We start from the raw sequence: 17,778 nt of genomic DNA on the forward strand, positions 1-17,778 counted from the left end.
TGGCGCGGCCGTCCGTCATCTGCATGGACCGTTCGCGTTGCGCGGGTGACCGCCCCACCGGTCGGCGGGACGGAAGAGGGGGAGAGATCAGGCGCCGAGCTCGTCGCGCAGCAGCGCCTCGGCGAAGGACACGGAGCGCGCCGCGGATGCTGCGGGGGCCGGGGAAGGGGCGGCATCCGCGGGCGCGGCGGCGGCGCCGAGGCGCTCACCCGCGCGCGCGGCGAGGGCGCGGAGATAGGGCGCGGGGAGCTCGTCGACGGCGGCGATGGCCTGCTTGGCGCGCGCGCTGATCGAGGTGTTGGGGTTCGCGCCGTAGTTCACGGCGGAGACGTCGCCCCGGTCGAGGTCGACCTTGAGAATGCGGTACTCGGTGTAGTCGGGGGACCACTGGCCGCTGACAATGCGGAACGCGAAGCTCATCTCGTCGATGTCCTCGTCGCCGATCGCGTGGGCCAGGTCGGCGACGTCGCTGCGCTCGGGGTTGCAGTACGCGTCGACGATGAGGCCGGTGCTGTCGACGCTGAGCTCGAGCGTGCCTGACTTGGTGCGCGCCATCGTCGTGCCGGCATGGTTCAGCAGGAACGCGACGTCCGGGCTCGCGGCGAGGGTGTCGTCGAACGCGCCGGCGTCGACGACCTCGTCGTACTCGCCGTACCAGTCGTACATCGTGTACGGCTGCTCGACGGTGGACGCGACGCCGTGGAAGTGGAAGAACGATTTTCCGTCGCGCTGGACGGTCTGCACGCGCAGCTGCGCGCCGAATGCCTGCGCGCGGGTGGGCGCCGAGGGGACGGCGCCCGGCTCGCGTGCGGCGGCCGCGGCACGGCCGGCGAGATCGGTGGCGATGGTGACGGTCACGACGAACCTCCGGTGCTGACGTTGATGGCCGGCGCCGGGGTGCCGGATCCGATGATGCCGAGGTCCGCGAACTCGCGGAGCTGCTCGGGCGTGAACGGTGCGCGGTTCAGGTAGGCGCGCGCCTCAGAGGGCGCGGTGAGGAAGCCCTGGATCTCGTTGATGAGGATCCGCGACTGCGTCTCCGGGTCCATCCGGAGAATCGCGGAGGTGTTGAGCTTCACGAACCGAGAGGGAGAGAGCAGGGACGACAGCGCGTTCTCGCGGCGCTGCACGGCCGGGCCGAGCTTCGTGATGAGGAACTGCAGGTTTCGCTGCGTGATGTTCGCGTACGTGACCGACGAGCCCTTCGTCGACACGTCGATCATGTCGCCGGGGACGCCGAAGAATCGGGCCGCCTCGCGGTCACTGACTTCCTGCTGCTCGAGGAACCGCATGTCAGCAGCGGGTGCCCCGCCGGTCTTGAGCTCCCAGTCGTTGCCGGTGACGAACATGTCGCCGCCCTCGACCGCCACCTTGAAGCGCGCCTTGACGGCATCCGCTTCGGTGGCGGTGAGCGTCTTACTGGTGTTGCGCAGGTGACCGTTCGGAATCATCCCGTGGTTGCTGAACCAGTCGGCCGCGAACTCGGCGGCCGACGACCACAGCCCGAGCGACCAGGCGGCGTGCGCGATGGGGGAGAGGCCGACGGCCAGTCCGGGGATGACGTATTGCCGCTCGTGCCAGATCTCGGCGCGCGTGTACGGCTTGCCCTTGATTGTGTAGCTGACGACGCCGTCCTTCACGAGCACGGTGACGTCTTCGTGCGAGACGAGGTCGATCCGGCGGGGGCGGCCGGCGCCGTCGACCTCGGCGATGATGCCGTAGCAGTTGCCGGCCCGGTCGAGGTCGTACTGCGTGGCATACATCCACTCGGCGATGCTCATGTCCTCGCCCGAGGGGGCGATGAGCACGGGAGGCTTGGGCACCTCGACCTGCAGGCCGGCAACCTTACGGAACGTGTCGATCGGGAACGACGAGATGAGGCCGGCGCGCAGATCCTGCGCCGCCCACACGGCGGACTGCCGGAGAGCGGATGCCGCGGTCACCGTCTTGCCCTTGATGCCGGCGGGGCGGGGCGGGATCATCTGCCCGGATGCAGAGCGCGAGGCGCCGCGGAAGAGGAAGCTCATCGACCCTCCACTCGCATGCCGATGCGAACGCCCATGGCCGCCAGGCCGACGCCGGCGACGATGAGCGCCGCCGGGATGGAGACGAGGGCGACGCCGACGACGACGAGCAGCAGACCGACAGCGAGCAGGCCGTCGGCGATCCAGTCGAGTCGCACGGGGGTCTCCTATCCGACGGAGTCGAGCACGTCGTAGTCGTCTTCGCGTTCCCGCTCCTCGAGCACGAACGCCCATTGCGCGACGGTGCAGGCGACGAGGGGGGAGATGTCGGTGACCGTCGACTTGCGGCGGTCCCACGTGCGGGCCTCGCTGTTCGTCCACGCGGCGGCGGCGACGGCGACGTCGAGGTCGAGCTGCCCCGTCTTGAGGTGGCGGCTCGTGCGTCGCACGATGCCCTCGTGGAAGCTGGCGCATGCGGCGACGTAGTCAGCGGCGGAGAGGATCCGCACGGAGATGCCGAGGTCGGTGAGCTCGTCTTCCATGGCTGCGGCCTGCTTGCCGGTGAGGCTCACGGTAACCGGGCCCCGTTGCCGGCTGATCTTGTCGGCGAGGAACCCAGCGACCCAGTGCGTGCCGCGCTCGTGCTTGATGACCTCGAAGTGCATCTCGCCGCGGCCGTTGTATCCGGCCCACGCGACAGCCGCGTAGGAACGGTCGGGGGTGACGTCGAGGGCGAGGGCTCTCGGGCCGACGATGTACGACTCGTCGCTGCCGGTGTCACGCCAGTCGTCGATCGCGAAGACGGTCTCGTTTGCCGAGCCGCGGTCGGTCTGATTGCCGAATGCGCGGCGGAAGCCTCGCTCACCCTCGAGCGGGTCGGCGAGCATCGACTCGAGCGCCGCCCGAATGGCCGCGGGGCCAACGGTCCGCCCGAGCGCTGGCATCCAGCGCCACCACGTCTCCTCATCGAAGACGTCCTCGTCATCCGGGATTGACCACTCGAAGTACGCGATCGACGACGGCGCATCGGGTTCAGCCTGCAGCCGCTCCCGGTTGGCGTCGATCTTCGCGTTCAGGAAGACGCTCGTCAGATCGCCGGCGGTGGACACGACGAACAGCTGCGCGTCGGCGCGGGTGACCATCGCCGGCACCATCGCCTGCTCGGTGCGGAAGTCGACCTGCGCGAACGCCTCATCGATGACGCCCTGATCCAGCGTCTTGCCGTGACCCGACTTCTTGGTCGTCGCCGTCGGGGTGTAGCGAGACTTATTCGCCCACACGAGCGAACGCTGCCCGTTCGTGTCTTCGGTCTCGAACAGCGTCCGGAACGGAGTCGCCTGCAGGATCTCGACGTGCTCTTTCCACTTGCCTATTGCGTCGTCGCCCGTCTGCGCGGCGTAGCGCGTCAGCTGCGGCCGACCGAACGCGAACGCGCGGTGCACCATCTCGGAGAGCAGCAGCGTCGTCTTGCCCGACTGGCGTGGGACCAGGAGCACGATCTCGCGGTAGACCGGGAGGCCCGTGCGCGGATCCACCTCGCCAGCGATGTCCGCGACGTGCTGCTGCCACGGCATGAACGGCTGACCGAGCGCGCGCGCGATCTTCGCTACCTGACCGCCCCGTGTCGGGTTGTCAGGGTTGCGACGCGTCCCGAAACGCGGGAGCGGGGAACTCGTCGGCGAGATCGGCGAGGAAGCCGAGGGGGTCGTCATCGCCGGCCTCCTTCTTCGTCAGCCGGCCCATGACGTCCATGAGCTGCTTCACGAGAGGGGCTTTCGAGGCGCGACTGTCGAGGTCGTCGAGCTCCTTGGCGAGGATGATCGCGGATGCCTTGAACGTCGCCGCGCCGGGAATGTCGAGGTTCTCGAGCGCGCCGAGGTCGGCCCGCACTGCGGTCTCCATGTCGCCCCACGCGCCAGCCGGCGGATCGGCCGATGTGCTCGCGTCAGAGGGGGGTTCCTGTGCTCGCTGCTGTGCCCCCGGGAACAGCTCGACAACGGGGGCCGTCAACGTGGCCGCAGGGCGGGCTCTCTGCTTCTGCACGCGCCGCGTGTTCGCGCCCTTGCAGAGGTCGCAGCGGCACCCCTTGCGGTAGGCCGCCATCGTCCCCGGTTTGCCCTTGCTAGGGCGGTGCTTCGCGCCTGACGAAGTCATGGGCACGTGCCTCCGGATCGAAGGTCGGGGAGAGAGAAAAAAGTTTCAAGGCGCGGTCGAACGCGCGCGGGCCGATCCTAAAAATCGGGCCCCTCGCCCCCCCCCCCCCCCGGCGGGGGTCGGGGTGCGGCCGGGTCAGACCCAGTCGGGCGAGGTGCGGAGGTCGTCGATGCGCTCACCGCGACGCTTCGCGTTAGTTCGACGCGCGCCGCCGGCGTAGTTACATGCCGAGCACTGCGGCCCGTACATCGAGGGGTGGTAGGGATTCGCGACGCCGCCACTGTCGACGTCGACGAGGTGACCGAGGGTGATCGCGAGAGGGTGGCCCTTCGGCGCGGAGGCGAGCAGGATCTTCGGGCACGTGATGCACTTCTGCCTCGGCGCTCGCGCCTTGAGCTCCTTGACCGCGTCGCGGTGATGCTTCGTGTGGTGGATGTCACTCATGCCCGCGGCACCTCCCGAGGTGCGATGCGGTCCCTCGGCAGACCCGAACCACCGAGGGACCGTGCGACGGATCAGATACCGTCGCCTGCACGACGAAGCGCCCCAACCTGACGAGGTGGGGCGCTTCGATCGGTAGAGACACTTCTACCGGGCGACGAAACCTTAACACACGAAACGCCCACCTCGACGCGGCGAGCGCGCGAGGTGGGCGTCTGGCGTGTCGTGGGCCTATTCCTGGTCTCGGGGTGGGGTGTACCGCTCGATCTGTCGGATGACGCGTCGCGCGGCGAACGCGGCACGCCAATTGCGGCCAGCCGCCCACGTGGCGAGCACTGCGAGCGTGTTGACCGGCGGCCGGGGCTTGGAGTCCCTCGTCACGCCGGTCGTGAGCTCGACCATCTTCGAGACGGATCGGTCCGACGTCGTCATGAGCGAACGCAGGCGGCGCAGCTTCGCCGTCTGCAGAGCCTCATCGAGCAGGTCGGGCTGCCACGACCTCACCGCCGCGTCCTTCTCCTGCTGCTCACGCCACACCTTGCCCCCGCGGATGCCGACGGCGCTCTGCTCCTCGACGTACTCGTCGAGTGCCTTCCGCCGGGCGCGGAACAGGTCCCGTCTCGACTCGGACCACAGCGAGAACTGCGTCGTAACGAACGGAACGACCATGCCCGCGATGATCGCGATGATGGCTCCCGCGATGATGCCCCCGTCATCCATGCTCACAACGTACCCGCGCCGGGCGACGGTTCGGTCGATCCAGTGCGTTCCCGCTCCTGCTTCCACCAGGTGTTCCAGTCGAAGCCGCGGTCGCGGTGATCGGGGCAGAAGTCCTGCAGCACGACACGATGGTCAAGGCCGATGTGATGCACCGTGTTCACCCAACCGGCCTCACTCGTCATGGCCCGGGCCGCGGTCAGGCCGACTCCGCTCACGATCGTCGCCGAGCAGTCGAAGTCGTCGCACGACACCTTGACCCGCTGCTCGACACTCACCTCATGCTCCCGTTCGTGTGGACCGGCCGCGCGATTTTGACGACGACGCACGGCAACGGGCAGATGTAGACGGTCCGCTTCGGGCGGTCGATGAACACGCCCACCCAGGCGTCGAACCAGAGGAAATGCAGGCTGATCTTCACGTCAGGCTCCCGTTCGTGTGGTTGGGGCACCCACACGGCACCATCTCATCCGCATCCGTCATCGCCTCACCCACGCAGTTCCGGCACTTCCCATCCCGGCACTCGGGGCATAGCAGCGGCGAGCGCTCAGGGCGCGTCTCTTGGCCTCGCACGCCCGGGAGCGTCCACAACGATGGCGGCTCCCAGAACAGGCCGCAGTCGGTCTCGCACGCTGAGCACGCCGTCCCGTACTGCGTCGCCTCACACAGGCGCGCGTCGCCGTCCCACGACATCGGGTGAGCATCCGCCCACTCATCGAACAGCGGATGCCCCTCGTCGACGCGGGCGACGTGACCACGGGCCAGACACGCGGGCGAGCCCGCCAGCTCCGCATAGAACCCGTCCGCGTCGTGGTAGCCGCGCTGCACGTTCAGCTCGGCGAACTCAGCGAAAGTCTCCGTCAGCCACTCCTCAAGCTCCTCCGGCGTATCTCCGGCCGTCTCCTCGACGGTCGGCACGACATCGAACGCGCTCACCGCTGCACCTGATCCGGCGGTGACGACGGACGCACCTCACGCGGCCGCCCATCCGGCGACGCCGTCTCCTCCGGCTCCACCGGACGCTGCTCGCTCACCGACGGACTCCCTTCTTGAGGTTGGCGCGGATGCCGCGGATTCGGTCCGCCGCGGCGTATATGATCCGCCACGCGCGGTATCCGACCCGGTAGCGGATGCGGTGGGGGAAGCCGAGCAGGGGACGGATGGCCCACACGAACGCCTGACGGTGCGTGAGCGAGCCCGGGAACACCGTCACGTCCTCGATAGTCACCCGCCCCCCCTTCGGCGCGGATATGGCGCCTCGTGGGCGGCGCGGCGAAGTAGATCCCGTCGATGTGCAGAACGTCGAGGGACTCGCGATCGCCCATGACCCACGCGGCGCCCGGATGACGGCCGACGCCCAACCCGAACCGGGACGGCTCGGGAGCAGCGCGCAAGCCGAACTCGCCAGGAAAGACGCTCGGGTGAGGGGTGAGCTTCGGCGTGAAAGGGTCGGGAGTGGTCATGTGTTCGGCCTTTCGAGTGAGAAACCGGCGGTAGGGGAGTAGTGCAGGGCGACGCAGCCGACCATGATCGTTCCGCGGAAGCCATCGAGGCGGATCTTCTGGATGATCATCCGGCGCTCCGCGGCGAGCGCGGCTTCGTTGATCTGTCGTTGGATGCGGGAGTTGGCGTCGGCGAACGCTTTCGCGACGTCGAACGTCTTGTGCGGGCCGGTGGGCATCAGGTCTCCTTCTCGTGGTCGGTCAGGGTGCTCAGCTGCGCCGCGACACGTGTCACACAGGTCGGCGCGTGACCCCCGACAGCCCGGCACGCCGGGCACACCTCTGCGAGCACACGATCGACGAAGCTGCGGCCATGCGACCGGCCGCCCGCTCGGATCGTCATTGGCTCGCCGGATGCCACGCGGGCGAGGATCTCCCTCTGCCACGGCAGCAGGACCGGCTGCTCGACCGGCAGCGACGGCATCCCATCCGGCCGGAACGCGGCGACTCGCTCCACCCACGCGATCAGATCCTGCTCACGCGTGCGCCGCTCGAGCTGCGCCTGCACGGCATCCGCGATCTCCGACGACACCGACTCCGACAACACCACCCGCAGCTGCTCATCCGCGAACATCGACCCATCCAGCACGTACGCCGTCGACGGAGACGGCACATGCGGCGAGCGCAGAACGCGAGGCGTAACAGCCGGCATCCGCAGATCCGGGTCCGGGAGATGGGAGAGCAGGCCCTCCTCGACGCCCTCCGCGAAGCGAGACGTCGCCATCCGCACCACGGCATCCAGGTTCACGAGCGCCGCATCCAGTCGACTCGTGTCAGCGGTGAGCACCACCGACAGCACACACACTCCGTCGCCGTGCTCGTCACCGAACTCCACCAGGCGGTGACACCACGCGCACGTCACCTCGTCGCTCACGACTCGATCGCCTTCTGCTGCGAGCGGTACGTCTCGAACGCCGTCGCGCCGTCCACGCCGCCGACCATCCACGGGAACATGACCTCGTCGAGCGTGACGAGCTCGGCATCCAGTAGTGCCGACTGCGCCCGCAGCCAGTCCCGAGCGATGGCCCACGCCACACGGGCGGCGTGCTCCCGCGACGTGAACGTCCCTGCGCGGCGCTTCGACGCCGCGAACTCCCCGGCAGCTTCCGCCCTCTCGAGGGCCGCCTGCACACCATCCGTCCGCACCGGCAGGGCGAAGTGCCGCACCCCGTACGGCGTGCGCATCGAGAACTCGAGGCCCGACGGTTCCCCGTCATCGTCGTACGTCGTCGCGATACGCGTGATCCCGCGGCGACGAAGCGCCTCGATGATCTCGCCCGCCGTCTCGTCGACGTTCTTCGTCGTCGTGTAGTTCGCAATCGGCATCACGCACCCGCTTCCTCAGCGGCGAGCGCTGCATCGAAGTCCCGCGGGACGAACAGCACCCGGGCCGGGAACGCTATCCAGGTCGGCCCCCACCTCCCCGACGTACCCGACTGCTCCCACCCGCGCTCACTCACCTTCACGCGGGCGTCGTGCATGTTGTCGCGGATGATCGAGCCGACGGGAAGCGCATTCGCCTCCGCCTCCGTGCGCACGAACACCTCGTTCGCGAGAGCGCGCACGCGCGTCTCCGCCGTGGCCGTCACCGCCGTCGGCAACACCGCCTCAAGCATCCGAGAGCGGACATCCTTCGGCGCCGCGGCCACGGATGCCGTCAGTGCGACACCGGACGAAGCGACGCCGCGAGCGCGAGCGGTCGTCCGCGGCGTCACGATGACCACCTCGTCCTGATCCATTGCCAGGACGATCACCTTCTGCTCAGCCATCACGCACCCGCCTCGACGCCGGACGCCGAGTCACTGCACACAGACAGGTGCAGCATGCGGGCGTGCACCGCGAGACGCGCGGCGAGCTTCGACATCGGATCCACGTGCTGCCACGACAGCACCGCGCTCAGCAGCGACATCGTCATCGGGTGATCACCGTTCGCCGACGCCGTCACGAGCTGAGCAGCCATCCGTTCCGGCAGCGTCGCACTCTCCGGCATCGGAATGAGACCGAACGGCGCCGACCGAGCCGGGCCTGCGGGCAACCCCGCGCGGTGCTCGCGCAGCGCATCGCCGCCGATCTCCGCCAGCATCCCGCACAGCGCCCCGAACGACGGATCGTCGTCCACCACGAACAGCATCCGGTCGACAGCCGCGACAGCGTCATCGTCCGAGCCGTGCAGCAGCGCAGCGAGATTTTCCCTCACCACACCCATCAGCACCTGAACATCCGTCATCGCACACCCCTCTCCACCGACGCGGCAAGCGCCACGTCACGACCAACCGGGCCGGCCTGCGCCTGCAACGCCGCCCCGAACAACACCGCACCGACCACCAGGGCCAGCAGGAACACCACGAACGACCCCCACCGGCGATCCCACGCCGACGCGACCAGCAACACCACCGACCCGCACACCGCGATCGACAGCACCACGAAGAACACCACGAGCCACATCACGCCACCTGCCTCTCTCCGCCCGCGGCGAGCGCAGGCGTCTTCTCGAGCGCGGGCGCCGGGCGGTGTGCGGCCGGGGCGATCAGCTCGTCGATGATGGCCCCGGCCATGAGCGGCGGGACCGCGTTCCCGATCTGCAGGAATTGCTTCCCGAGACCACCCGCGAAGTGGAAGCCGTCGGGGTAGCTCTGCAGCTTCGCCGCCTCGTGCGCCTCGATACGCAGCGAGCCCGGCCTGTTCTGCCGGGAGATGCCGCCCTTCACGAACTCCGACCGGCCAGGGCCGCCTAGGCGAGGGTCGGCGACCACTGTGGTCGCGGGACGCCGGAACACCCAGTCAGGCCGGGACGTGTAGCGGGCGAGCTTCGCGATCGGCTCGGCACCACCGGTCTCCGTGCCCCCGCCGGTGATCGTCGGGCTCGGGCGAGACGAGAGCTCCCAGCCGAGGGCATCCGCCATCGTCACCCACGGGAGCACACCCTCGTCGAGACGGTCGTTCTCCCGCTCGTAGAACCGAGAGTGCGTCGGAGTCGGCGGGGCCGCCTCGATGCCGTCGGCGCGAGCGATGAGCACCGCGCGTCGACGGGCCTGCGGGACGCCGAACTGCTCAGCACGGATGATGCCCACCCACACCGAGTAACCCATTGCGCGCAGCTCCTCCGCGCATGCCTCCCAGACCGGTAGAACCGGCGGCACCTGCTCCCACGTCACCCACAGCGGGCGATCGCGGTAGACGTGCGCGAGCGGGGTGAGCACAAGGGCGGTGCGATCGTCGGTCTCAGCGCCGAGCGCGCGCAGGCGCTCCGGTCGGCGGTACGCGCCGGTGACGATCGCGCGCAGCACGTCGTCGAGCGCCGCGCGTCCCGCACCCTTCCCGGACAGACTGAACGGCTGGCACGGCGGCGACGCGATCTGCAGCGCGTGCCAGAACCGACGCGGGTCGTCACCCAGCAAGCCGTGCCACACGTCCGAGTAGATCGTCTCCATGCCCGCGGCCGCTCGCGACGCCTGCGCCTCGGGCATGATCTCCACACCGCCCTCGCGGATGCCGCGAGCCTGCAGCGCCACGCCCCAGCCCGTACCCGCGAACAGGTCGAGCGCCTGCATCGGGATCATTCGTCGACCTCCGCCTCGTCGCGCTGCTCGTACTCGGCGAGCACCTCTTCGATCTCGCCGTACTTCTCGACGTTCTCGTCGATTTCCACCTGCATGCTGCGGAGCTCGTCGAACCCGACCCACCGGGCTCCGCAATGCCTGCACTCCGCCACCGGCTCACGGCGAGAGTGATCGCCCCACGACGTCAGCACCGCGCACCGGCGTTTCATCAGCTCCCCGTCCACGAGCACCACCTCGTGCGTGTACCCGCACCGCGGGCACAGGGGCATCTCGAGCTGCTTAGGTGGGGCGAAGAAGTCCTCGATGCGCCACCGCCACGTGCGGATCCGGTCGCGGTAGTTCAGCAGCTGCGCCTCCACCAGATCCCCGGCACGGTGCGCGAACTCGAACTCCCGGAACCACTCGAGCAGCAGCTGCTCCGAGGTGCCGATCGGCTCGAGATCCGTCGCCGTGCGGTACATCTCCGCGATACCCGACTCGACCGCACGGAGCAGCTCGAGCGCCGTCGCATCGAAGGGCAGCGGCGCCGACGTCGCACGACCCGAGTCGCGCCCCGAACCCGACGGGCGGATCGCGCCGCGCAGCTGATCCAGCAGCGGCGGCAGCGTCGGCATCACCCGGCGCTCCACCCGGGACGCCACGACATCCAGCCCCGCGCGCGTCGACACCGTCAGCCGATACACCTGCACCCGGATCTCCTCCACGACGGCGCGCTCGAATGCTGCGCGAGGCAGCAACTCCACCGTCACGACGACACCTCCTCAGGCCAACGGGAACGACCACGGCGAGCGCTGTCACGCTCGGCGGTGCGGATGGTGAGCAGGCGCTCGGTCTCGGCAAGCTCCTGCTCGAGGCGGACGGCTGTCGCGCGGGCGGCCTCGACGTCGACGTCGACCATGGCCTGCCCGAAGTCGGCGCGGAGGAGGGGTGCGTGCTCGGTGTGCTCGGGCACATCGGCGGGAGGGTGCGGCATGCTCACGGCTTCTCCTTCGAGGGCTTCTCGGGCAGCAGGGCGAGGGTCGTGTTCCACTCGCACAGGTGGTTCACCGTCGAACCGGAGTGCAGCATCACGGGACGCTTCGCCTTCGGGGTGGACGGGGTGCCACCGATCGAGCGGATGATCCACCGCACGCGGCCGACGACGACGACGTCGCCGCGGCCCCACTCCGGCTTCGGCTTGCGGCGCTTGCGGTACTCGCCGCGGCTGCGCGGCACGGTCAGCTCGGTCGAACTCATCGGGTCTTCCTCTCGAAGCGGTCCCGCGCGAGGCGGGCAGTAGTCGGGTGCGCGGCGACGGCGGCCGGGTCGTGCACGGCGCGCAGCAGCAGTTGGTAGTAGCGGGCGGGACGGATGCCGAGACGGTCCTGGATCTCGAGCTGCTTCCGGCTCGAGTGAGCGCCGAACTCCTCCTCGAAGGCGAGCAGCTGCACCGGCGTCGGCTCGGGGCGGCGCTCCGGCGAGCGCGGGCGGAAGAGGCCGAGGGTGGCGCGGTGACCGCGGCTCATGCCCATGCCTGCTCTCGGGCTGCGGTCCACTGCCGTTCGAAGTCCTCGAAGGTGACGCGCGGATGCTGCGCCCACCAGTCGCGGAGCTCCTCGGAGGCGTACGCGTGCGCGCGGATCTCCGGGCCCATGAACAGGGACAGGGCGTCAATGTCGGCGCGGCGGCCGCGATCGTTCAACAGGCGGCCGTTCGTGGCTTCCTCGGCGGCGACGTATGCGGCGACGAGGGCGTCGTCGTACGCCTGCCGTGCCTCCCGCCACGCGTCGAATGCCTCAGCGATCAGTCCCATGGTGACCGCCTCGCCAGCGACACCATCTCGCGGAACAGCGCGAGCGCGGCGTCGATGTCGGTGTCGTCGATGCCGTGCAGGCGGGCCATCGTCGCGCGTCCGTCTCCGCCGGCCCACTCGAGTTGACCGTCGGGCGTCTGCAGGAACCAGTCCCACCCGAGGCCGTACGGGTCGCGCCGATAGATCGGGTACTCCGCCGGCGTCGCCCACGACGGGACGATCAGGCCGACGCGCTGCGCCATGCGGGGATCCCCGTGCACGGCGCCGTGCTCGCCCGTCGTGCCCGTGCCGGTGAGCAGCACGAGGTTGTCGGGGGAGTCGGGGCCGCCGTGGGATCGCAGCTGACGGTGGTGGTAGCTGTGCGCCATGCCGAGGGCGTAGACGCCGGATGCCGCGGAACGCTCGAGGTCGCGGTTCGCGACGATCACCCGGGCGGCGTAGCCCGTCGCCGGCGCTTCGGTGTGGTCAGTCATCGGATGCCTCCGCGGCGCGTCGTCGAGCGAACAGCTGGTCGTCGTAGAACTTCCGTGCCAGGCGGGCACGGCCGCAGGGCTGACACGGTTCGTCCGTCCCGAGGGTCTCGAGGTGCGCCCGGCAGAACGGGGCGGGCGGGGCGTCGGGATCCGGAACCGTTCCGGAAGGGGTGAGGCCGGGGCCGCTCTCGCCCGCTCCCTCTCTCCCTCTCACTCCCTCGCCCGGAACGGTTCCGGAATGGTTCCGGAAGTCCTCCGGAGGCTCCGGATGCTTCGACCGACCCGCATGCGACACCGCCGGCCACTCGACGAACTGATAGAACGTCTCCCGCCGAGGCCCCGCCGCGTACACCGCGATCACCCCGGCATCCGCCAGCTGCAGCAGGTGCTCGTCGATCGTCGACTCGCTCATCTCCCGGTCCATCGGATAGATCGACGCGACCAGCAGACGCGAGATCGCCTGCTCCCGACCGAAGTTGTCCGCGTACATCCGCAGCCCGATCTCCGTCAGGCGCACCGCCGGCGACAACGCCAACAGCTGCGGGTTCAGGAACGCTTCCGGCGGCAGCTGTCTCTGCCTCGTAATCGCCATAGCGGAGGATCCCCTCGTACATCTCTCGTCGCGCCTCGGCGAGCCGCTCAGGCGCGACGAGGAAGCACTCCGTCCACCCGCGGCCGCGCGGCAGCAGCCACTCGGCATCGAGCTCGGAGTCGAATGCCGGCGTGAACAGCTCGGCGAAGCGGCGCAGGATCGCGCCCTCATAGCGGACCGGGACGTCGCGCAGCAGGAACAGCACCTCGCCGCCGTCGTCGCCCGCGCACAGCTCGCGGTAGCGGCGGTGACGGGACGCGCGCCCGATCTTGATCACGTTGAGCTCGCGCCAGTACACCGCGTAGACCATCGCCCGCTCGGGACGGCCGCTCACGGCCGCGACCGCTCGTCGTAGAACATCGCGCAATCGCGACGCGCGCGGTCGGCGGCCTCCTCGAGCGTCGGGAACAGCCCGAGCACAGCCTCCGTGTGCCGGGTGGGCACACCGAACATGCGCACCCAGCGATACCGGAACGCGACCCACGCCGTCATCCCCGCGCGGCGTCCGCTCGAGACGCGCGTGCGCCGCACCATCCACCGCAGCGTCTCCGGGCGGCGAGCCTGCCCGGTCACGCGGCGAGCGCTTTCTGTGTGGCGCGGTCCGCGTGGATGGTGGGGGTGATGGTGGGGAGGTCGAGGAGCTCGCGGTCGCGGGCGATGGTCTTCTGGTCGACGCTCAGCATGCGGGCGATGACGGTGTCGTAGTAGCCGCGGGCGTTGAGCTGGCGGACGGCCTCGTGTCGTTCGTGCGTGGTGAGGGCTACGCGGGCGCCGCCCACGGCGAGCTCGATGGCGACGACGTCGATGATCTCGGCGTCGTCGTCGGCGGTCGGGTCGTCGTCGGTGTCGATGTAGACCCACCAGGCGGGGTCCACGTAGCCGCGTTCGGCGGCGAGGCGTCGGGTGCGGTTCGCGATGCCGCGCTGGATGTGCGTGTCGGCGGGGGGCTGCTCGGCGCGCAGCTGCTCGTAGACGGCGGAGACGCGGGTGATGGTCGACGCTTCGACGGCGTCGGCCTCGAGCCAGCGGAGCGCCAGGGAGCGGTGCACGCCGACGCGTTCGGCGACGGCGGGCATGCTCCACCCGATCGCCATGAGCGCTTCGAGGCGGCGGCGGACGCCGCGGGCGTCGAGCGCCGCACCGGGAGACAGCTTGCCGGCGCGGTGCAGGTGGAACAGCCAGTAGCGGTGCTCGCGGGCGTAGGTGCGGCATCCGTCGCACCGGCACCGGTGGTTCGTGTAGCAGTTCGCGTCTTCGCCGTGACGGTGCTCCGGCGGGCACTTGTGCACGTCTTCGTCGGCATCCGCCGGGACGCCGGGGGTAACCGCGCCCGACATGCAGGCGCCGCACACGACATCCTCGACGCACGTGCACACGGGCGCCGTCCGTTCGGCGCTCACGAGCGGCGCCCCATCCGGAAGAACGCGACGAGCAGCAGCGCACCGACGAGCACGGCGAGCACAGCGGCCGCGACGGGCACGTGCACGGAGAGCACGCCGAGAAGCAGGACGAGCGCGAGGAGCGCCGGGGTCAGCAGCCACGGCAGGGCGGGGTGCTCGATCTCGAGCAGGTTTCGGGTCTTCATGGTGTGTGTCTCCGGTGTGTCAGTCGAAGAGGGTCGGTTGCGGGGCCGGCTCGGCGGGCGGGCCCGCGATGCCGTGCAGGGACCGCTGCAGAGCGGCGAGACCGCGCGCGGTCACGTAGACCTGCGGGTAGCGCTTGCGGCGCACGATGACCGTGCGCGTGGTGAGCCAGTCGAAGCGGCGGGCGATGTCGGTCAGCTGCCACGCGGCATCCGCGCCCGTGCGGTGGATCCACCCGATGAGGGCCATGTGCTCGAAGAGGGTCGTCTGACCGATCGAGATGGCGGGGTCGGCATCCAGCAACTGCGCAGCCTTGCGGACGGTGACGGCGTCGACGAACGAGGGGATGCGGTGCGCCTGCTCGAGCACGACGTCGTCGACGCCAGCGAGGAACTCCTGCACCCAGTCGGCGACCTCGACGCCGCGGGGGCCGCGGTCGCGCGCCCAGTCGAGCGCGTCGGGCAGCGTCGCGACGCCGCGGTCATCGCCACCAACGACGGAGTCATCGACGAGGTGCTCGAGGTCGCCGATGTTCAGGTAGGTGTAGGGCCCGTCGATCGTGATGCGAAGGTCACCGCGCCGCGGCATCCGCGCGACGAGGCGACGGGGCTGGACGAGAGCGGCGCTGCGGGCGAGCACGTCGCGGGTCTGCAGCTGCGCCGTCGGGCCGTTCACGATGCGCCGCCGATAGGCTCGCCCGCACGACCATCGAATGGAGGCACCTCGTGAGCATTTGGGAGCGGATCTTCGGGAGAGGGAGACGACCCGCCGTGCAGCCTGAGGCCGATCTGAACACGGACATGTGGGCCTACGTCCGTGGCGCCAGCACGTACCAACACCTCGTCGGCAAGGGAGAGCGAGATGTCGAGGTCGATGTGCGTCTGCTCGCCAACCGTCTCGAGCCGACCGTCAGCGTCTACCTCAGCGGTCGACGGCTGGGGGATGTGAACGCGGAGAACACAGCGCGGCTTGCCCTGAAGATCGCCGAGGTTGGAAGCGACTCCCGGTCCATTCGGTTGCCCGGCCGGACCGTTTTCCTCGACGGAGGGCGGCTGCTCGGCGTGCAGGTCCGCCTGTCGTAAGGCCGCCGCGAGACGAGCTCGTCCGCAGTCTCGGCAGGGTTTCGACGTCCCGGCAGGGTGAGCGTCACAGAACGGCCGACCGTGCGCCGGCAGTTGGTCCGTCGCGTCGGCTCCGTAGAGATCGACGACCGTCACTTTGAGGTGTCGGGCTACGTCGATGAGATGCTGTGGGCGCCAGCCCCTCTCACCGCGCAGTCGCCGCGACAGCGCCGACTCGTTCATGCCGATGTCCGCTGCCAGCTGGCGAGCGGTAACGCCACGGTCCTGCATGATGAGCCACACGTTGCGTCCGATCACGCGATCCACCGCGCCGCCGCTACGACGCACCGTCCGCGGCGAGCGCTTCGACGTCGGACCGGCGGTAGCGGCGGTGCTTTCCGGGTCGGCGCGCCTCGATCTTGCCCTCGTCGGCGAGACGGGAGAGGCTACGCGGGGTGAGGAATGCGATCCGTGCTGCTTCGCGCGGCGTGATGAACTCGGGCTGAGAGTCCGGTTCCGGACTGTTAGTCATCTGCGGCATGCGGAGGACACTACATGACAATTAGTCCGTTTCAAGCGATTTGGCCGGATTACTTGCTATCTGTCCGTTTTGACCGATACGGTCATTCCATGACTTCCACCGCCGTTGCACCCCGCACTCGACGCACCGCCTCGCGTGAAGCTGACGCCCGCCTCGGCGAGCGCGCGCACATGCTGATCTGGGCTTCCGGCCGCACGCAGGGCGCCGTCGCGGAGGCGCTCGGCATCGAGCCCACCGCGTTCGGCAAGAAGCTCCGCGGAAAAAATGGCTGGGCGCTGCAGGAAGTGGTCGACCTGGCCGCCGAGCTCGACACGAGCGTCGCCTACCTCTTTGGCGAGACAGGTGCTGCTCCGGTGGGCCCTGCCGGGATCGAACCGACGACATCCACGGTGTAAACGTGGCGCTCTACCAGCTGAGCTAAAGGCCCGGGATGCCCCGAGTCTATCCGCGAGCCCCCGCCGCGTGCGCACCCGCCGCTGCGATCGCCGGGCGACGCGCGCGAGATCACACGTTCGGCGCGAAATCGCACCGAAGAGCGCGGCCCTACGCGGTGATCTCGCGCCGAAGGTGTGATCTCGGCGCCGGGCGCGCGGGGCGCGCCGGCCGCGCTGTCCGCGCGTGCGCCGATGTCGGGGGGCCGGGGTAGCGTGGGAGCCGTGAATGCCGATCCCGCCGACCAGCGCAAACTGCTCGATCTCGCCGACCTCGACGCCCGCATCCGTCGGGACGAGCGCGTCGCGGCGAACCCTCCGCAGGCGGAGCGCGTGCGCGAGCTCATCGCCCAGCGGGCCACGCTGTCGCAAGAGCTCGGCACCCGGGCCAACGCGCGCGACGACATCACCGCCGAGCTGAAGCGTCTCGAGTCCGACGTCGCCGTGGTCGACGCCCGCATCGCCCGCGACACCGAGCGTCTCGCCGCGTCGTCGAACCCGAAGCAGGCGCAGGGCTTCGAGAGCGAACTCGTGTCGCTGAAGCGGCGCAAGAGCGACCTCGAAGACATGCATATCGCCCTCATGGAGCGTCTCGAGGCAGCGGATGCCGCCGTCGCCGAGCAGGAGTCGCTGATCGCCGACACCAACGCGCAGGGCGCCCAGCTCAGCGCCGAGGCCAAGACCACCGTGTCCGACGCGACCACGCGCCTCGAGGGCGCCCGTCGCGATCGCGACGCCGTGGCGGCATCCGTTCCCTCCGACCTGCTGGGGCTGTACGAGCGTCTCGCCTCGCGGGGCAACGGCGCCGGCCTGCTGCGGGCCGGGGCGTGCGAAGCCTGTCGCATGGTGCTCCCGCCGAGCGATCTCGCGACGGTGCGCCGCGCGCAGACCGACGAGGTCGTGTTGTGCCCCGAGTGCGGGGCGATCCTCGTCCGCACCGAAGAATCCCGGTGACCCCACCCGGCAC

The 17,778-nt window shown here is 69.8% G+C and carries 33 protein-coding genes, 1 tRNA gene and 1 pseudogene; 3 read left to right on the forward strand and 32 right to left on the reverse strand.

Features of this window, described 5'->3' with window-relative positions:
• Positions 1–87 precede the first annotated feature (87 nt).
• The 29 genes from AB1K56_RS08010 to AB1K56_RS08150 form a co-directional block, all read right to left on the reverse strand.
• Positions 88–858 (reverse strand): HK97 family phage prohead protease, encoded by a 771-nt coding sequence (locus AB1K56_RS08010; RefSeq protein ID WP_371205224.1) that lies wholly within the window; start codon positions 856–858, stop codon positions 88–90.
• The gene (locus AB1K56_RS08015) at positions 855–2,027 is read right to left on the reverse strand and encodes a phage portal protein (protein ID WP_371205225.1); all 1,173 of its coding nucleotides are present in this window, start codon (positions 2,025–2,027) and stop codon (positions 855–857) included. Before AB1K56_RS08015 ends, AB1K56_RS08010 begins: the two co-directional genes overlap by 4 nt.
• Positions 2,024–2,182, reverse strand: coding sequence for a hypothetical protein (locus AB1K56_RS08020; protein WP_371205226.1), 159 nt, complete (start codon positions 2,180–2,182; stop codon positions 2,024–2,026). Before AB1K56_RS08020 ends, AB1K56_RS08015 begins: the two co-directional genes overlap by 4 nt.
• A gap of 9 nt (positions 2,183–2,191) precedes the next feature.
• On the reverse strand, positions 2,192–3,676 hold the full coding sequence (locus AB1K56_RS08025) for a terminase large subunit domain-containing protein (protein ID WP_371205227.1): 1,485 nt from the start codon (positions 3,674–3,676) through the stop codon (positions 2,192–2,194).
• Positions 3,597–3,866 (reverse strand): hypothetical protein, encoded by a 270-nt coding sequence (locus tag AB1K56_RS08030; RefSeq protein WP_371205228.1) that lies wholly within the window; start codon positions 3,864–3,866, stop codon positions 3,597–3,599. Before AB1K56_RS08030 ends, AB1K56_RS08025 begins: the two co-directional genes overlap by 80 nt.
• A gap of 387 nt (positions 3,867–4,253) precedes the next feature.
• Entirely contained in the window at positions 4,254–4,562 is a 309-nt protein-coding gene (locus AB1K56_RS08035; RefSeq protein ID WP_371205229.1) for a hypothetical protein, read from the reverse strand.
• 228 nt (positions 4,563–4,790) lie between these two features.
• Entirely contained in the window at positions 4,791–5,279 is a 489-nt protein-coding gene (locus AB1K56_RS08040) for a hypothetical protein (RefSeq protein ID WP_371205230.1), read from the reverse strand.
• A 2-nt stretch (positions 5,280–5,281) separates the two neighbouring features.
• Positions 5,282–5,554, reverse strand: coding sequence for a hypothetical protein (locus AB1K56_RS08045; RefSeq protein ID WP_371205231.1), 273 nt, complete (start codon positions 5,552–5,554; stop codon positions 5,282–5,284).
• The gene (locus AB1K56_RS08050; protein ID WP_371205232.1) at positions 5,551–5,697 is read right to left on the reverse strand and encodes a hypothetical protein; all 147 of its coding nucleotides are present in this window, start codon (positions 5,695–5,697) and stop codon (positions 5,551–5,553) included. The genes AB1K56_RS08045 and AB1K56_RS08050 overlap by 4 nt, the downstream gene beginning before the upstream one ends.
• Positions 5,694–6,212, reverse strand: a complete 519-nt coding sequence (locus AB1K56_RS08055) for a hypothetical protein (protein ID WP_371205233.1) — start codon at positions 6,210–6,212, stop codon at positions 5,694–5,696. The genes AB1K56_RS08050 and AB1K56_RS08055 overlap by 4 nt, the downstream gene beginning before the upstream one ends.
• A gap of 94 nt (positions 6,213–6,306) precedes the next feature.
• Complete coding sequence (locus AB1K56_RS08060) at positions 6,307–6,504, reverse strand: hypothetical protein (RefSeq protein ID WP_371205234.1); 198 nt, start codon at positions 6,502–6,504, stop codon at positions 6,307–6,309.
• 231 nt (positions 6,505–6,735) lie between these two features.
• Entirely contained in the window at positions 6,736–6,957 is a 222-nt protein-coding gene (locus AB1K56_RS08065; RefSeq protein ID WP_371205235.1) for a hypothetical protein, read from the reverse strand.
• Positions 6,957–7,652, reverse strand: a complete 696-nt coding sequence (locus AB1K56_RS08070) for a hypothetical protein (RefSeq protein ID WP_371205236.1) — start codon at positions 7,650–7,652, stop codon at positions 6,957–6,959. Before AB1K56_RS08070 ends, AB1K56_RS08065 begins: the two co-directional genes overlap by 1 nt.
• A complete protein-coding gene (locus AB1K56_RS08075) occupies positions 7,649–8,107 on the reverse strand; it encodes a hypothetical protein (protein ID WP_371205237.1) in 459 nt (152 codons plus the stop codon). Before AB1K56_RS08075 ends, AB1K56_RS08070 begins: the two co-directional genes overlap by 4 nt.
• Positions 8,104–8,547 (reverse strand): hypothetical protein, encoded by a 444-nt coding sequence (locus AB1K56_RS08080; protein WP_371205238.1) that lies wholly within the window; start codon positions 8,545–8,547, stop codon positions 8,104–8,106. The genes AB1K56_RS08075 and AB1K56_RS08080 overlap by 4 nt, the downstream gene beginning before the upstream one ends.
• A complete protein-coding gene (locus tag AB1K56_RS08085) occupies positions 8,547–9,005 on the reverse strand; it encodes a hypothetical protein (RefSeq protein WP_371205239.1) in 459 nt (152 codons plus the stop codon). Before AB1K56_RS08085 ends, AB1K56_RS08080 begins: the two co-directional genes overlap by 1 nt.
• Positions 9,002–9,226: a hypothetical protein gene (locus AB1K56_RS08090; protein WP_371205240.1), complete on the reverse strand. Its 225-nt coding sequence runs from the start codon at positions 9,224–9,226 to the stop codon at positions 9,002–9,004. Before AB1K56_RS08090 ends, AB1K56_RS08085 begins: the two co-directional genes overlap by 4 nt.
• Entirely contained in the window at positions 9,223–10,338 is a 1,116-nt protein-coding gene (locus tag AB1K56_RS08095) for a DNA cytosine methyltransferase (protein ID WP_371205241.1), read from the reverse strand. Before AB1K56_RS08095 ends, AB1K56_RS08090 begins: the two co-directional genes overlap by 4 nt.
• Positions 10,335–11,087 carry a hypothetical protein gene (locus AB1K56_RS08100; protein ID WP_371205242.1) on the reverse strand — a complete coding sequence of 251 codons (753 nt, stop codon included), beginning with the start codon at positions 11,085–11,087 and terminating at the stop codon, positions 10,335–10,337. The genes AB1K56_RS08095 and AB1K56_RS08100 overlap by 4 nt, the downstream gene beginning before the upstream one ends.
• On the reverse strand, positions 11,084–11,317 hold the full coding sequence (locus AB1K56_RS08105) for a hypothetical protein (RefSeq protein ID WP_371205243.1): 234 nt from the start codon (positions 11,315–11,317) through the stop codon (positions 11,084–11,086). Before AB1K56_RS08105 ends, AB1K56_RS08100 begins: the two co-directional genes overlap by 4 nt.
• Positions 11,314–11,574 carry a hypothetical protein gene (locus AB1K56_RS08110; protein ID WP_371205244.1) on the reverse strand — a complete coding sequence of 87 codons (261 nt, stop codon included), beginning with the start codon at positions 11,572–11,574 and terminating at the stop codon, positions 11,314–11,316. The genes AB1K56_RS08105 and AB1K56_RS08110 overlap by 4 nt, the downstream gene beginning before the upstream one ends.
• A complete protein-coding gene (locus AB1K56_RS08115; RefSeq protein WP_371205245.1) occupies positions 11,571–11,843 on the reverse strand; it encodes a DUF3263 domain-containing protein in 273 nt (90 codons plus the stop codon). Before AB1K56_RS08115 ends, AB1K56_RS08110 begins: the two co-directional genes overlap by 4 nt.
• A complete protein-coding gene (locus AB1K56_RS08120) occupies positions 11,840–12,130 on the reverse strand; it encodes a hypothetical protein (protein ID WP_371205246.1) in 291 nt (96 codons plus the stop codon). The genes AB1K56_RS08115 and AB1K56_RS08120 overlap by 4 nt, the downstream gene beginning before the upstream one ends.
• Positions 12,121–12,603, reverse strand: a complete 483-nt coding sequence (locus AB1K56_RS08125; RefSeq protein ID WP_371205247.1) for a hypothetical protein — start codon at positions 12,601–12,603, stop codon at positions 12,121–12,123. Before AB1K56_RS08125 ends, AB1K56_RS08120 begins: the two co-directional genes overlap by 10 nt.
• Positions 12,596–13,195, reverse strand: coding sequence for a hypothetical protein (locus AB1K56_RS08130; RefSeq protein WP_371205248.1), 600 nt, complete (start codon positions 13,193–13,195; stop codon positions 12,596–12,598). The genes AB1K56_RS08125 and AB1K56_RS08130 overlap by 8 nt, the downstream gene beginning before the upstream one ends.
• Before the next feature lie 330 nt (positions 13,196–13,525).
• The gene (locus tag AB1K56_RS08135; RefSeq protein ID WP_371205249.1) at positions 13,526–13,768 is read right to left on the reverse strand and encodes a hypothetical protein; all 243 of its coding nucleotides are present in this window, start codon (positions 13,766–13,768) and stop codon (positions 13,526–13,528) included.
• On the reverse strand, positions 13,765–14,595 hold the full coding sequence (locus tag AB1K56_RS08140) for a hypothetical protein (RefSeq protein WP_371205250.1): 831 nt from the start codon (positions 14,593–14,595) through the stop codon (positions 13,765–13,767). Before AB1K56_RS08140 ends, AB1K56_RS08135 begins: the two co-directional genes overlap by 4 nt.
• Positions 14,592–14,780, reverse strand: a complete 189-nt coding sequence (locus AB1K56_RS08145; RefSeq protein WP_371205251.1) for a hypothetical protein — start codon at positions 14,778–14,780, stop codon at positions 14,592–14,594. Before AB1K56_RS08145 ends, AB1K56_RS08140 begins: the two co-directional genes overlap by 4 nt.
• 19 nt (positions 14,781–14,799) lie before the next feature.
• Positions 14,800–15,453, reverse strand: a complete 654-nt coding sequence (locus AB1K56_RS08150) for a phage antirepressor KilAC domain-containing protein (protein WP_371205252.1) — start codon at positions 15,451–15,453, stop codon at positions 14,800–14,802.
• Between the two features lie 95 nt (positions 15,454–15,548).
• Between AB1K56_RS08150 and AB1K56_RS08155 the strand changes: the two genes are divergently transcribed.
• Complete coding sequence (locus tag AB1K56_RS08155; protein ID WP_371205444.1) at positions 15,549–15,860, forward strand: hypothetical protein; 312 nt, start codon at positions 15,549–15,551, stop codon at positions 15,858–15,860.
• 123 nt (positions 15,861–15,983) lie between these two features.
• On the opposite strand, the pseudogene AB1K56_RS08160 reads toward AB1K56_RS08155, so the two are convergent.
• Positions 15,984–16,130, reverse strand: a pseudogene (locus AB1K56_RS08160) (helix-turn-helix domain-containing protein); the annotation flags it as partial.
• A 46-nt stretch (positions 16,131–16,176) separates the two neighbouring features.
• A complete protein-coding gene (locus AB1K56_RS08165) occupies positions 16,177–16,380 on the reverse strand; it encodes a helix-turn-helix domain-containing protein (protein WP_371205253.1) in 204 nt (67 codons plus the stop codon).
• Between the two features lie 170 nt (positions 16,381–16,550).
• On the opposite strand from AB1K56_RS08165, the gene AB1K56_RS08170 reads away from it, so the two are divergent.
• On the forward strand, positions 16,551–16,775 hold the full coding sequence (locus AB1K56_RS08170; protein ID WP_371205436.1) for a helix-turn-helix domain-containing protein: 225 nt from the start codon (positions 16,551–16,553) through the stop codon (positions 16,773–16,775).
• Here AB1K56_RS08170 and AB1K56_RS08175 read toward each other — a convergent pair.
• Positions 16,735–16,807, reverse strand: a tRNA-Val gene (locus AB1K56_RS08175). The two genes, AB1K56_RS08170 and AB1K56_RS08175, sit on opposite strands and share 41 nt — an antisense overlap.
• A 229-nt stretch (positions 16,808–17,036) precedes the next feature.
• Between AB1K56_RS08175 and AB1K56_RS08180 the strand changes: the two genes are divergently transcribed.
• Positions 17,037–17,765: a zinc ribbon domain-containing protein gene (locus AB1K56_RS08180; protein WP_371205254.1), complete on the forward strand. Its 729-nt coding sequence runs from the start codon at positions 17,037–17,039 to the stop codon at positions 17,763–17,765.
• Positions 17,766–17,778: the final 13 nt, after the last annotated feature.

The organism is Microbacterium sp. BWR-S6Y (genome assembly GCF_041379845.1).
GTDB lineage: Bacteria > Actinomycetota > Actinomycetes > Actinomycetales > Microbacteriaceae > Microbacterium > Microbacterium hydrothermale.